Origin of the sequence: Streptomyces sp. NPDC056580, from assembly GCF_042793175.1 — a bacterium.
Lineage (GTDB): Bacteria > Actinomycetota > Actinomycetes > Streptomycetales > Streptomycetaceae > Streptomyces.
The window spans coordinates 444,825-458,152 of sequence record NZ_JBHTVE010000002.1 but is presented as its reverse complement, the minus strand read 5'-3'; the positions used below and the strand labels follow the sequence as shown (position 1 = coordinate 458,152).

Below are 13,328 nucleotides of genomic sequence, written 5' to 3'. Positions count from 1 at the left end.
TCAGCGCTTGAGCGTGAAGGTGAAGTCGCCGGAGATCCGGCCGCTCAGCCGGACCGGCGACACGAGCCTCCCCTCCTCGATCAGCCGCTCGGCCCCGGCCCGTGAGAGACCGCACCCTTCGGCGATGAGCCGTACCGGCCGGACGGGGATCGGCGCCGCGAAGCGGACCCGTACGTCGATCACCTCGCGGTCCAGGTGGTCCGATCCCCCGGTGTCGAGACGCCAGGAGCCGTCCCAGTCGAGGGCGATGCGATTACGGCGCCGCACGACCGGGTCCTGGAGCAACTCGGCAGCCAGCACGGGGTCGTTGTCATGGGCCCGGTCCAGCAGTTCGGGCCGTACGGAGCGCACGTTCGCCCGCTCCAGGACCGTGAGCTTCGTCGTCGCCCCGCAGGTGGTGCAGAGCGCGAGGAGCCAGACGTCGATGAGCTTGTGGTTGGCGTTGACACGGAACTTGCCGCTCGTCCGGAAGCGTCCGGACGCACACGCGTGGCAACGGCGGAGAACGAGAGGCAGGCAGGTGGGCATGACCACCCAGCTATTGAGCACAGAAGTACACCGTCTTCAGTGAGAAATCCGCAGCAGGAAGCAGCGCGGCGCGAATGCGCGACGCGCGACCGATCAGCTATCGGGGGGTCTCACACGGTGTACAACGGCACGTCCTTGCCTGGGCGACTCGATCCGGCAGCACGGTAGTGGGAGCCGGCGGCGCCGCTCCACCGGTTTTTCGGGATGCCGACGGCGCCGTCACCCGTTCCGGGGGGTCGAACTTCGGCCATCCCTGATCCAGCGGGCTCCGGTACAAGTTCGGACGGAACGTCGCGGTTGCAAGGGTTCCGGGATGGGCCAAGGCCACCGGCGCGAAGGATGACTTCGTCGTCTTCGCGAACATCCCTCAGGGACTCCACTCCGAAGAATTGATCGTACAAAAGCTGGAAGAAAAGGGATTCAGCAAGAATCAGATCGCGGAACTCTACAGCGAACGCAGCCCCTGTAAAGAAAAGTGCTCGCCTCTCGTGCAAGGCATCCCGGTAACCTACTCAACTCCAGACGGGCCCGGCGCAGCCGAAATGATCAAGTACATGCTCGACACGTTCGAGCGTGGAAAGTTTGCCCGCTCCGCTCAACCACGTCCGTCTGAGTGACGCATGGAGGGGCGCAGGAGATGTCCAGTGACTGACATAGACCCCGAGAGTCGGCCCGGAGCCGCTGGGTACGACCTGGCAGATCAGGTCTGCGAAGAACTCCGCCGCGCCGGTCTTCCCGCGTACGTCGAACGTCCAGGCGTGCCGAGACAACCCGGCGTCTGGGTGGAAGTCAACGATGAGGGCGAGTACGCCGGAGGCGTCTACATCCGTTGGAGCGCCCCCGAACTGGCGGAGACCGGTTTGCAGGCAGTGACGGTGCTGCAGAACCCGGCAGCGCCGGAATGGAAGCGTTACACCGAGGTCGTTGTACTCATGCAGACGGCATTGATCGGGATTCTGCGGCTGGCCGGTTTCTCCGTCGTACGGGCCGAGGAGGTCGACGACGTAGCCAAGGGCGATATGTACGTTCACGCCGGTACGCCCTCGTGACAGAAGAAGTCGCCGACCGGCGGCTACCCGCTCCGACAGGTACTCCCAAGGTCTGGCATTACGCCGTCGGCCATCGCAGGCCGCTCCTCCTCAGCAGCGGGGAACAGGCCGCCGGAGACCCGGATCGACATCCACCTCGCCAACGTCGACCCGATGCTGCTCCGTCCCAGCTACGACGGCCTGGTCATCCACCGGGCCGACGACGAGGAATGCGGGAAGGTCGGCCTCGACCACGGGGTGAAAGTGAGCCCGGGCGTCTGATCCTGCTGGGGGGCGGTCTGAGGATCTTCGTCGTCTCGGCGCCTCCCCAGTGGCATGAGGACGAGGGCGCGACGGACGATCCATCACGGTGCGGCCCCTTGCGGGAAACGCGCTGAAAACCGGTCGGAAGGCCCCCTTGATGAAGGGGGCCTCCCGATGCCGTCCGGCCGCCGCTCAGCGGTGCAGCGCCCCCGTCTGCTCGGGCACGTGCGTCGCGATCACGCGGCCCTCGTGGGCGACCTCGTGGCGGCGGTCGACCGCGTAGGCCACGCCCGCCACGCCGAGGCCCAGTACCGCCAGGACCGCTCCCGCCAGCGCGGGCGCCGTCGGGCCGAAGCCCGCCGCCAGGGCGAGGCCGCCGATCCAGGCGCCGCCGGCGTTCGCGAGGTTGAAGGCCGCCTGGTTTGCGGAGGAGGCGAGGGAGGGGGCCGACGCGGCCTTCTCCATGACCATGAGTTGGAGGGGGGAGCCGGTGACGAACGCGGCCATGCCGAGGAGGGCGACGGACAGGGCCGCGCTCCACTCCGCCCGCATGAGCACCGGGAAGGCCAGCAGTACCGCCGCGAGGGCGGTGAGGCCGCCGAAGAGGGTGCCGCGCAGGGAGTGGTCCGCGAGGCGTCCGCCCAGCAGGTTGCCGGCCGTCGCGCCGACGCCGAACAGCGCCAGCAGCAGCGTCACGTTCGTCTCGGCGAAGCCCGCCGCGTCCGTGAGCATGGGGGTGATGTAGCTGTAGGCGGCGAAGAGGGCGCCGAAGCCCGCCACCGTCGTGCCCAGGGCCAGCCACACCGGCACCGACCGCAGCGCCGCCAGCTCGCCGCGCAGGCCGGTCGTGGAGGCGGCGGCCCGGTCGTGCGGGATCAGCAGGGCCAGCGAGGCTATCGCCGCCAGGCCGATCGCGCTCACGCCGAGGAAGGTGGCCCGCCAGCCCAGGTGCTGGCCCATCAGCGTGGCGGCGGGGACGCCCGCGATGTTGGCGACGGTCAAGCCGAGGAACATCAGGGACACCGAGCGGGCCTTGCGCTCCGGCGCCACCATGCCGGTGGCGACGACCGCGCCGACGCCGAAGAACGCGCCGTGCGGCAGGCCGCTGAGGAAGCGGGCGGCCAGCAGGGCGCCGTCGCCCGGGGCGAAGGCGGAGAGCGCGTTGCCCGCCACGAAGAGGGCCATCAGGCCGATGAGGACCGCGCGGCGGGACATGCGGGCGGTCACGGCGGCCAGCAGCGGCGCCCCGATGACCACCCCAAGCGCGTACGCCGAGACCAGGTGCCCGGCGGCCGGAATGGAGACGTGCAGGTCGTCCGCGACGTCGGGGAGCAGCCCCATCATCACGAACTCGGTGGTGCCGATACCGAAAGCGCCGACGGCCAGTGCGAGCAGGGCCAGGGGCATGGAGGGCCTGTGCCTTTCGAAGGGAGAGCGGAGTTCCGTGCGCAGCGTATGTTCTGGTTCGGAACAAAGTCTCCCGGGCGCAGCATTCCGGCCGGTTACGCGGACGTGTCCAGGTTCACACGGGCGGCGATCGGAAGGTGGTCGCTGTCGGTGCGCGGCAGCGTCCAGGAGCTCTCCGGCTGGACGCCCTTGACCAGGATCTGGTCGATCCGCGCCATCGGGAACGACGCCGGCCAGCTGAACCCGAAGCCGCTGCCGGCCGCGCCCTGGGTGGAGCGGAGCTGGGAGGTGACGGCGTTCAGCGCGCGGTCGTTCATGGTGCCGTTGAGGTCGCCGAGCACCACCACCCGCTTCAGCGTCTCGTCGGCGATGGCCTCGCCGAGCGCGTCGGCGCTCTTGTCCCGCTGGCGGGCGGTGAACCCGGCCTCCATCTTGACCCGCACCGAGGGAAGGTGGGCGACGTAGACGGCGACCGGGCCCTCGGGGGTCGTCACCCGGGCGTGCATCGCGCGCTTCCAGCCGAGCTTGATGTCGACGGCCGTGACGTCGCTCATCGGGTACTTGCTCCACAGGCCGACCGTGCCCACCACCGCGTGGTACTTGTACGTCGCCGCGAGCGCCTTCTCGTACACCGGGACGGCCGAGGCGGGCAGCTCCTCGAGGGCCAGCAGGTCGGCGCCGGAGGAGGCGACGTCCTCGGCGGTCGCGGCCGGGTCGGGGTTGTCGGCGTTGACGTTGTGGGTGGCCACCATGAGGTCGCCGCCCTGTCCCGCCTTGTCGGAGACCAGGCCGCCGAAGAGGTTCAGCCACACGAACGCCGGGAGCAGCACCGTGATCAGGGCGGTCGCCGACCTGCGCACCAGGCCGAGGACCAGCAGCACCGGAATGGCCAGCCCCAGCCAGGGCAGGAAGGTCTCGGTGAGACTGCCGAGGTTGCCCACCCGGTTGGGGACGCGCGAGTGCGTCAGCATCACCAGGGCGAGCAGCAGCGCGAGGGCGGCGAGCACGATGCCCCGCCGCCAGATGCCCGGGTCGCCGCGCCAGTCGGCGAAGAGGCGGTGCGCCAGGCGCCGAAGCCGGGATCCGGGTCGCTCGGGCCCCGAGCCGCCGTTGTCCGTCTCCGTCATGTACGCCTGCTGCGCCATACCGTCTGCCTCACTGACTGCCGTGCACGCCGTCGTTCCCCCGTGCTGCTTCCGACCCTAGGGGATGATCGGCTCGTTCCCGCCGTCCCATGACGGCCGTACGCAAGACGAGGACGAACGGGGCGGCGCACGGGGTTCCGGTTACCCCGGACAGCGGCGGTGTCTGTGACGAAACGCGCACATTAGGCCGGCGGAGCCGCGGGGCTGACGGGGCGTAGTCCTTCCAGGACCGCGTCCACGATCTGCTCGGAGAGCCCTTCGGGCAGATCGGCGTCGGGGCGCATGACGGAGCGGACCAGCATGGGGCCGACGAACATGTCGTTGACCAGGTCCAGGTCGACGTCCGGCCGGAGTTCGCCGCTGCGCTGCCCGCGGCGCAGCACATCCATGACCAGCACGCGCCGGGGCGCTATGACGCTCGCGTGGTACGCGACCCAGATCTTGGGGCTGGACTTCATCTGCGCGTACACGTTGTGCAGGATCGCCGAGGAGCGGCTGACGAGGCCGCGCCGGCGCAGCGCCTCCACCAGGACGACGAGGTCGTCGCGCATGGAGGTGCCGGGGAGTTCCGGGTCGGGGGGTTCGGCGGCGCGGATGACGTCGACGAACAGTTCCTCCTTGCCGCTCCAGCGGCGGTAGATCGTGGCCTTGCCGACCCCGGCCGTGCGCGCGACGCGCTCGATGGAGAGCTCGGCGAGGGGTACGCCGTCCTCCAGGAGCTTCATCACGCCCTCGATGATGGCGCGTTCCACGGCTTCGCTGCGCGGACGGCCCCGTGCGGGGCCGTCCGGCCGCGGCCGGCCTTCGGCAAGGCTCACGTCGTCCGTCCTTCCACTGTGCTGCGGGAATTCTCCCGCAGCCGCCTCCTTCCCCCGTGGAACCGCTGACCGTGGTCCGCCCGGTCAGTCCGCGGCCGCCACCAACTGCGGCTCCCGTTCGCCCTGCTGACCGGCCGGCGGCCTGCCCGGCAGGAACAGTGCCACCACCACGGCGCCGATGAGCGCGACGCCCGTACCGCACAGGGCGGTGACGTGCATGGCGTGCAGGAAGGCGTCGTTGGCGGGCGTGACCAGGGCCTGTCCGCGCGGCCCGAGCTTCTCGGCGATGCCGAGGGTGGCCTCGATGGACTCGCCGGCGGTGTCCCGCAGGGCGGGCGGGAGCACGTTCAGCTTGCCCTCGACGCCGTTGCGGTAGGCGGTGGAGAGCACCGAGCCGAGGACGGCGATGCCGAGTGCGCCGCCCACCTGGCGGAAGGTGTTGCTCAGCGCGGAGGCGGAGCCGGCCTTCTCCCGGGGCAGGGCCTGCATGATGACGACGGAGGTCGGCGTCATGATGTGCGCCATGCCGGTGCCCATGAGGAAGAAGACGACCTCCAGCAGCCAGATGGGCGTGTCGGCCTGGAAGGTGGCGAACGCGGCCAGGGTCGCCGCGACCAGTACCAGGCCCGCGGTGGTGGTGGCCTTGTTGCCGAACCGCTCGACGACCAGCCGGGCCCGCGGCGCGAAGACCATCTGCGCGGCGGCCAGCGGCAGCATCATCACACCGGACTGCAGCGGCGAGTAGCCGCGCACGCTCTGCATGTAGAACACGGAGAAGAACGTGACGCCCATCAGCGCGAAGAAGACCAGCGCGATGGCGGCCATGGCGGCCGAGAAGACCTTGTTCTTGAAGTAGGTGACGTCGAGCGACGGGTGGTCGCTGCGCTTCTCGAAGATCACGAAGCCGGTGAGCACGGCGAGGCCGGCGATGACCGTCGCCAGCACCTTGGCGTCGGTGAAGTCGGCCAACTCGCCGCCCTTGATGATGCCGTAGACCAGCAGCACCAGGCCGACGACGGACAGGACCACGCCGACCGGGTCGAGGCGGCCGGGCTTCGGGTCGCGGGAGTCGGGCACCAGCCACACCATCAGGACCACCGCGAGGATCACGATCGGCACGTTGATGAGGAAGACCGAGCCCCACCAGAAGTGGTCGAGGAGCGCGCCGCCGGTGATCGGGCCGATGGCGATGCCGAGCCCGACGCCGCCAGCCCAGATGCCGATGGCCTTGGGCTGCTCGTCGCGCTCGAAGACGTTCATCAGCACGGCCAGGGTGGCCGGCATCACGAAGGCGGCGCCGAGGGCCATCACGGCGCGGTAGGCGATGAGTTGGCCCGGGGAGCCGGACTCGGCCGCCAGGGCCGAACCGATGCCGAACAGCACGATGCCGCCGAGCAGGACCTTCTTTCGGCCCAGCCGGTCGCCGATGAGACCGGCGGTGAACAGCAGGCCCGCGAAGACCAGGGTGTAGCTGTTGATCGCCCACTCGATCTCGCTCTGGGTGGCGCCCAGGCCGGTGGGCGCCGGGGTCGAGATGGTCTTGATGGCGACGTTCAGGATGGAGTTGTCGAGCACCACGATGAGCAGGCTCAGCATCAGCACGCCGAGGATCGCCCAGCGGCGCCGGTGCACCGCTTCCGGTATCCGGGAGGCAGGGACGGATGTTGTCATGCGTTCGAGCCTAGGGGCATTCCAATACGGAACCGTCTCGTATTTTATTTTCTTTACCGAGGTCTTACGCACCGGACTCTTCCGTTCCGCGCCGGCGGGGCCGTTCGGCGGGATCACCCGGGGGTCCCCCTGGCCCTCGACGGCACCAGGTGCCACCATGGAGGCGATCCGGGGACGCCGTCAGGGCGCCTCGAGATACCGAAGGAGCCGTTGCAATGACGCAGCTTTCGGCTGCCCGCACCAAGCCTTCCGACGGCAGCAAGGCGCTGTACGGGGGGAAGGGCACCCGCCGCATCACCGTCCGCGACATCGCCCTCGCCAAGGAGCGGGGCGAGAAGTGGCCCATGCTCACCGCCTACGACGCGATGACCGCGTCCGTGTTCGACGAGGCCGGCATCCCGGTGATGCTCGTCGGCGACTCGGCGGGCAACTGCCACCTCGGGTACGAGACCACCGTGCCCGTCACCCTCGACGAGATGGCCGTGCTGTCCGCGGCCGTCGTACGCGGCACCCAGCGCGCCCTGATCGTCGCCGACCTGCCGTTCGGCTCCTACCAGGAGGGCCCGGTGCAGGCGCTGCGCTCGGCGACCCGGCTGGTGAAGGAGGCCGGGGTCGGCGCGGTGAAGCTGGAGGGCGGCGAGCGCTCGCACGAGCAGATCCGCCTGCTGGTGGAGTCCGGCATCCCGGTCATGGCCCACATCGGGCTGACCCCGCAGTCCGTCAACGCGATGGGCTACCGCGTGCAGGGGCGCGGCGAGGAGGCGGCCGCGCAGCTCCTGCGGGACGCGAAGGCGGTGCAGGACGCGGGCGCGTTCGCCGTCGTCCTGGAGCTGGTCCCGGCCGAGCTGGCGGCCGAGGTGACCCGGGTGCTGCACATCCCCACCGTCGGCATCGGCGCCGGGCCGGAGACGGACGCGCAGGTGCTGGTGTGGACCGACATGCTCGGTCTCACCTCCGGCCGGGTGCCGAAGTTCGTCAAGAAGTACGCGGACCTGCGTGAGGTCATGGGCAACGCGGCGAAGGCGTTCGCCGAGGACGTCGTCGGCGGGACGTTCCCCGCGGAGGAGCACTCCGTCCACTGACGGCTCCGTCCACCGAGCCACTGCGGAAACACCAGGCAGCCCGCCGACATCCCCCATCGGCGGGCTGCCGCCTCGTGTGGGCGGCGAGGTCCGCCGGCAACGGCTGTCGGCGGTTCGCAGGCGGCTGTCGGCGCTCTGTCGGCCGTTTGTCGGTGGCGGCTGGCACTGTCTTGTCCATGACGCGAATCGATGACAACCCCGCCGGCGGACGCCCCGCCGTGACCGTACGGGGACTGGTCAAGCACTACGGCGAGACCAAGGCGCTGGACGGTGTCGACCTGGACGTCAGGGAGGGCACCGTGATGGGGGTCCTCGGGCCGAACGGCGCCGGGAAGACCACCCTGGTACGCATCCTGTCCACCCTGATCACGCCGGACGCCGGCGAGGCGGTCGTGGCCGGCTACGACGTCGTGCGCCAGCCCCGGCAGCTGCGGCGGGTGATCGGGCTCACCGGGCAGTACGCCTCCGTGGACGAGAAGCTCCCCGGCTGGGAGAACCTGTACCTGATCGGGCGGCTGCTGGACCTGTCCCGCAAGGAGGCCCGCGCCCGGGCCGACGAACTGCTGGAGCGGTTCTCACTGACGGAGGCCGCACGGCGGCCTGCCGGGACCTACTCCGGCGGTATGCGGCGGCGGCTCGACCTCGCCGCCTCGATGATCGGCCGGCCCGCCGTGCTCTACCTGGACGAGCCGACCACCGGGCTGGACCCGCGCACCCGCAACGAGGTGTGGGACGAGGTCAAGACCATGGTCGGGGACGGTGTCACCGTGCTGCTGACCACCCAGTACATGGAGGAGGCCGAGCAGCTCGCCTCCGAGCTGACCGTCGTGGACCGCGGGAAGGTCATCGCGAAGGGCGGCATCGAGGAGCTGAAGGCCCGCGTCGGCGGGCGCTCGCTGCGGGTGCGGCCGGTGGACCCGCTGCAACTGCGGCCGCTGGCCGACATGCTGGACGAGCTGGGCATCACCGGGCTCGCCTCCACCACCGTGGACTTCGAGACCGGCACGCTGCTGGTGCCCATCCTCAGCGACGAGCAGCTCACCGCGGTGGTCGGCGCGGTCACCGCGCGCGGCATCACCATCTCCTCCATCACCACCGAACTCCCCAGCCTGGACGAGGTGTTCCTGTCCCTCACCGGCCACCGCGCCAGCGCCCCGCAGGACACCACGCCCGCCGACTCCCCCGAGGAGGCCGCCGCATGAGCGCCCAGCCGTCCCCCACCGCCACCCTGACCGAGACGCACCGCGCCACCCCTGCGGACGCTCCCCCCACGGCCGCCCGGCCCAAGGGCGACACCCCGATCTCGTTCCGCGCGCACCTGCGGCACACCGGCGCGCTCATCCGCCGCAACCTGCTGTGGATCCGGCAGGACCCGGAGTCGATGTTCGATGCCATCCTGTTCCCGGTGATCTTCACCCTGCTGTTCGTGTACGTCTTCGGCGGCTCGATCGGCAAGTCCCTGGGCGGCGGCCAGGAGCAGTACGTCCAGTACGTCGTGCCGGGCCTCATGGCCATGATGGGCATGAACATGGCCCAGGGCGTGGGCACCGGCTTCAACCAGGACTTCAACTCCGGTGTCATGGATCGCTTCCGGTCCCTGCCCATCGGACGCGGATCCGTGCTCTTCGCCAAGATCGCGGTGGAGCTGATGCGGATGCTGTTCGCGACCGCGGTGCTGATGGTGGTCGCCGTCCTGGTGGGCTACGACATCAACGACTGGGGCGGCCTGCTGGCCTCCGTGGGCCTGTCGGTGGTGTTCGGATCGGCGCTGATGTGGGTGTTCCTCACCCTCGGCGTGATCATGAAGAACGCGCAGTCCGTGCAGGCGATGGGCTTCCTGGTGCTGATGCCGCTGCAGTTCGGCTCCTCGATCTTCGCGCCGACCGCCTCGATGCCGGGCTGGCTGCGGAACTTCACCGACTACAACCCGCTCTCCGCGCTGGCCGACACCGCGCGCGGCCTGATGGAGGGCGGCCCGGTCGCGCACGACCTGTGGGTGACGCTGATCTGGTCGGTGGGGCTCACCGCGGTGATGGCCCCGGTCGCCATCCACAAGTTCCGCACCAAGAGCTGACGCCGGCGATGTCACACCAGGGCGGTGGCCTCCGCGAGGGAGAGGCCACCGCCCTCGGCGTACGCGGCCTCGAACGCCGCCCTGCCGAGGACGGCGAGGACGGCCCCCTCGGCGTGGTCGCGCGTCGCCCGCTCGGCGGTCGTGGTGACATGGCCCGCGGGCAGCAGCGCGTGGGCGGCGCCCAGGCAGCGGGCGGCGTCGGCCGCGCGGCCGCCGCCGTCGGCCTCGGCGAGGGCGGCCGAGGCGATGGTCAGGTACAGGGGCTGCAACTGCGGGGCGATGGCCAGGGACAGCGGGTCGCGGGCGCGCGCCAGCGCCCCGCGGATCCGGCCCAGGGCGTCCTCGGCACGGCCGTCGAGGATGTCCACCCAGGCCTCCTGGCCGAGGATGAGGGCGTCGAAGACGACGAAGTGCGCGATGCCGAAGCCCTCGCGCAGCAGCCGCAGTTGTTCCCGCGCCTCCGCGACCCGGCCGCTCAGGCAGAGCTGGGAGGACAGGAAGAGGCGCGCCATGGGCAGCGCCTCGCTGTTGGTGCCGTCCGTGCGCTCGATGATCTCGCGCAGCAGGCGCTCGCCCTGCTCCGGCTCGCCCGTCTCCAGCAGCGTGGCGCCCAGGCGGATGGCGAGCACCGCCGTCTGGGCGCGGGCGCCGAGGCGCTCGGCGTGCGCGATGGCCGCCCGGAAGTCCGCGGCGGCGGCCTCGTACTCGCCCTTGCGTTCGCGTGACTCGCCGCGTGCGGAGAGCGCCTCGGCGGCGCCCCAGGCGTCCCCGAGGCGCTCGAAGATCTCCAGCGCCTCGTCGGCGTCGCGGGTGGCGTCGCCCGCCCACTCGGTGCGGTTGGCCAGGATGTTGGCGCGCATCTGCAGGGTGCCGGCCAGTTCCCACTCGAACCCGGGGGTCTCCCGGCACGTGCGGACGCAGGAGTCGAGGATGGTGCGCAGCCGGTCGGCGCCGCCGGTCAGCAGCTCGGCGAAGAACCAGAGCATGCCCGGGGCGCGGCAGGTCTGCGGCATGCCGGGTTCGTAGACCTGGGTGATGGCGCGCAACTTGGCCTGGGCCGCGGGGGTCTGCCAGGTGTCCAGTTCCGTGTCCATGCAGGCCAGATGGGCCAGGTGCAGCCCGCGCCGGGCCTCGTCCAGCAGTTCGCCGGTGTAGGGGGGCGGGGTGTCGGTGCAGCGCTGCCACACCGGTGCGGCACGGCGCACGGGCTCCTCGAACGGGTCGGGGCCCAGCGCCATGACCTCACGGCACAGGTTGCGGGCCTCGACGCGCAGGTCGCGCATCTGCCAGTACCAGATCAGGCCGTGGATGATGCAGAGCGCCTCCTGCTCGTCCCGCCCGGCGATGGCGTGCCGCAGGGCGGTGCGCACGTTCTCGTACTCGAGCTGGAGCCGGTCGACGGCGGCGCGCTGCTCCGGGCCGCGCAGCAACGGGTCGGTGGTGCGGGCGAGTTCGCGGTAGTACGTCAGGTGGGCGCGTTCGGCCTCGTCGCGGCGCCCGGTCTCGTCCAGCCGTTCGGCCGCGTACTCGGCGACGGTCTCCAGCAGGCGGTAGCGCATCTGGCCGTCCGCCGAGGGCGCGGCCACCACCAGGGACTTGTCGACCAGGGAGCCGAGCGCGTCCAGGGCGACCGGGCCGCAGACGGCCTCGGCGGCGGCCAGGTCGCAGCCGCCCGCGAACACCGAGAGCCGGCTGAGGACGTCGCGCTCGTCGGTGTCGAGCAGGTCCCAGGACCAGTCCACGACGGCGCGCAGGGTCTGCTGGCGGGGCAGCACGATGCGGCTGCCGCTGGTGAGCAGCCGGAAGCGGTCGTCGAGCCGGTCCGCTATCTGGCGGGGGGTCAGCATGCGCAGCCGGGCGGCCGCCAGCTCGATGGCGAGGGGCAGTCCGTCGAGGCGCCGGCAGATCTCGGCGCACGCCTCCGGGTCGTCCTCGACACGGAACCCGGGCCGCGCCGCCGCGCCCCGGTCGGCGAGCAGCCGCAGCGCGACCGGCTCGGGCAGCGGCTCCACGGGCCGTACCAGCTCGCCCGGCACGCCCAGCGGTTCCCGGCTGGTGGCGAGCAGGGTCAGCCCCGGGCAGTGCGCGAGCAGGCGCCCGGCGAGCCGGGCGGCGGCCTCGACGACGTGCTCGCAGTTGTCCAGGATCAGCACCATCCGGCGCCGGGCGCAGTGCTCCACCAACCGCTCGACCGGGTCGTCGTGCCGGTCGGCGACGGCGCGCATGCTCTCGGCGCCGGCGCCGTGCAGCACGGTCTCGCGGGCGCCGATCGCGGTCAGCACGGCCTGCGGTACGGCGTCCGGGTCGTCCACGGGCGCCAGTTCCGCCAGCCACACCCCGTCCCGGGCGGTGTGCCGCACCGACTCCGCGGCCTCCTGGGACAGCCGGGTCTTCCCGGCTCCGCCGGGCCCGAGCAGGGTCACCAGCCGGGCGGAACCCAGATCGGCGCCGATGGCCGCGATGTCCGGCTCGCGGCCGACGAAGGAGGTGAGCCGGGCCGGCAGGTTGCCGAGCGCGGCGGCGGGCGGCGTGCGGCCGGGTTCCGGCGCTGCGGCGGGCGCCGCGGCCCCGGTTTCGGCGCCCTCGCTGAGCAGCAGCGCGGCGTGGAGCGCGCGCAGCTCGGGCCCCGGGTCGGAGCCGAGCCGGTCGGCGAGCAGTTGCCGTACCTCGTCGTAGGCGGCCAGCGCCTGGGCGGGGCGGCCCAGGTCCCTGAGCGCCCGCAGCCGCAGCGCCTGCAGCGGCTCGTCCAGAGGGTGGCTGTCGCACAGCGCGGCCAGCTCGGGCAGCGACCGCTCGGCGTGGCCGAGGGCGAGGGCGGCGGTGTGCCGGGCGCGCAGGGCGTCCAGGCGGCGGGTCTCCCAGCGGGCCGCCTCGGCGGTGCGGTCGGGCAGGTCGGCGAGGACGGGCCCGCGCCACAGGGCGAGCGCGTCGTCCAGGACGGCGGCGGCCTTGGCCGGGTCGCCGTCGGCCAGGGCGCCGAGCCCCTCGCCGGTCAGCCGGTCGAAGCGGTCGAGGTCGACGTCGTCGGCGGTGGCCACGAGCCGGTAGCCGCCCTCGGCGGAGGCCACGGCGGAGGCGCCGAGCGCCCGGCGCAGCCGGCCGATCAGCGCCTGCAGCGCGCCGGCCGCGTCGGCGGGCGGGTCGGCGCCCCACACCTCGTCCACCAGGACGCCCGCGGGTACGGTACGGCCGGCCCGCAGCGCGAGCACGCTGAGCAGGGCGCGCAGCCGCGCTCCGCCGACCGGGACGGGCGTGCCGTCGGGGCGGAGGGCCTGGGTGGTTCCGAGGAGGCGATAGCGCACGGGGTCCAT

The 13,328-nt window shown here is 71.9% G+C and carries 10 protein-coding genes and 1 pseudogene; 5 read left to right on the top strand and 6 right to left on the bottom strand.

The genetic code is table 11. The features are described from left to right. A complete protein-coding gene (locus ACFQ9Z_RS05825; protein WP_383011230.1) occupies nt 1-549 on the bottom strand; it encodes a DUF1062 domain-containing protein in 549 nt (182 codons plus the stop codon). A gap of 272 nt (nt 550-821) precedes the next feature. Between ACFQ9Z_RS05825 and ACFQ9Z_RS05820 the strand changes: the two are divergent. Together ACFQ9Z_RS05820 and ACFQ9Z_RS05815 are read left to right on the top strand one after the other, a co-directional pair. Continuing rightward, nucleotides 822-1,145 (top strand): annotated as a pseudogene (locus ACFQ9Z_RS05820) (nucleic acid/nucleotide deaminase domain-containing protein); the annotation flags it as partial. A 27-nt stretch (nt 1,146-1,172) separates the two neighbouring features. Continuing rightward, nucleotides 1,173-1,577: a hypothetical protein gene (locus ACFQ9Z_RS05815; protein ID WP_383011225.1), complete on the top strand. Its 405-nt coding sequence runs from the start codon at nt 1,173-1,175 to the stop codon at nt 1,575-1,577. A gap of 435 nt (nt 1,578-2,012) precedes the next feature. Here ACFQ9Z_RS05815 and ACFQ9Z_RS05810 read toward each other — a convergent pair whose 3' ends face one another. The 4 genes from ACFQ9Z_RS05810 to ACFQ9Z_RS05795 form a co-directional block, all read right to left on the bottom strand. Beyond that, nucleotides 2,013-3,227, bottom strand: coding sequence for an MFS transporter (locus tag ACFQ9Z_RS05810; RefSeq protein ID WP_383011222.1), 1,215 nt, complete (start codon nt 3,225-3,227; stop codon nt 2,013-2,015). Between the two features lie 95 nt (nt 3,228-3,322). Continuing rightward, nucleotides 3,323-4,372 (bottom strand): endonuclease/exonuclease/phosphatase family protein, encoded by a 1,050-nt coding sequence (locus tag ACFQ9Z_RS05805; protein ID WP_383011219.1) that lies wholly within the window; start codon nt 4,370-4,372, stop codon nt 3,323-3,325. 182 nt (nt 4,373-4,554) lie between these two features. Continuing rightward, complete coding sequence (locus tag ACFQ9Z_RS05800; protein WP_383011215.1) at nt 4,555-5,190, bottom strand: TetR/AcrR family transcriptional regulator; 636 nt, start codon at nt 5,188-5,190, stop codon at nt 4,555-4,557. An 84-nt stretch (nt 5,191-5,274) separates the two neighbouring features. After that, nucleotides 5,275-6,861, bottom strand: coding sequence for an MFS transporter (locus tag ACFQ9Z_RS05795; RefSeq protein WP_383011212.1), 1,587 nt, complete (start codon nt 6,859-6,861; stop codon nt 5,275-5,277). A gap of 215 nt (nt 6,862-7,076) precedes the next feature. Here ACFQ9Z_RS05795 and panB point away from each other — a divergent pair, with 215 nt between their 5' ends. The 3 genes from panB to ACFQ9Z_RS05780 all read left to right on the top strand — a co-directional run bounded on the left by panB (nt 7,077) and on the right by ACFQ9Z_RS05780 (nt 10,017). Next, nucleotides 7,077-7,943 carry a 3-methyl-2-oxobutanoate hydroxymethyltransferase gene (gene panB, locus ACFQ9Z_RS05790; RefSeq protein WP_383011209.1) on the top strand — a complete coding sequence of 289 codons (867 nt, stop codon included), beginning with the start codon at nt 7,077-7,079 and terminating at the stop codon, nt 7,941-7,943. A 176-nt stretch (nt 7,944-8,119) separates the two neighbouring features. Continuing rightward, complete coding sequence (locus ACFQ9Z_RS05785; RefSeq protein WP_383011206.1) at nt 8,120-9,145, top strand: ATP-binding cassette domain-containing protein; 1,026 nt, start codon at nt 8,120-8,122, stop codon at nt 9,143-9,145. Continuing rightward, on the top strand, nt 9,142-10,017 hold the full coding sequence (locus tag ACFQ9Z_RS05780) for an ABC transporter permease (RefSeq protein ID WP_383011203.1): 876 nt from the start codon (nt 9,142-9,144) through the stop codon (nt 10,015-10,017). Before ACFQ9Z_RS05785 ends, ACFQ9Z_RS05780 begins: the two co-directional genes overlap by 4 nt. Nucleotides 10,018-10,028: 11 nt before the next feature. On the opposite strand, the gene ACFQ9Z_RS05775 is transcribed toward ACFQ9Z_RS05780, so the two are convergent. Further along, nucleotides 10,029-13,328 carry a BTAD domain-containing putative transcriptional regulator gene (locus ACFQ9Z_RS05775; RefSeq protein WP_383011200.1) on the bottom strand — a complete coding sequence of 1,100 codons (3,300 nt, stop codon included), beginning with the start codon at nt 13,326-13,328 and terminating at the stop codon, nt 10,029-10,031.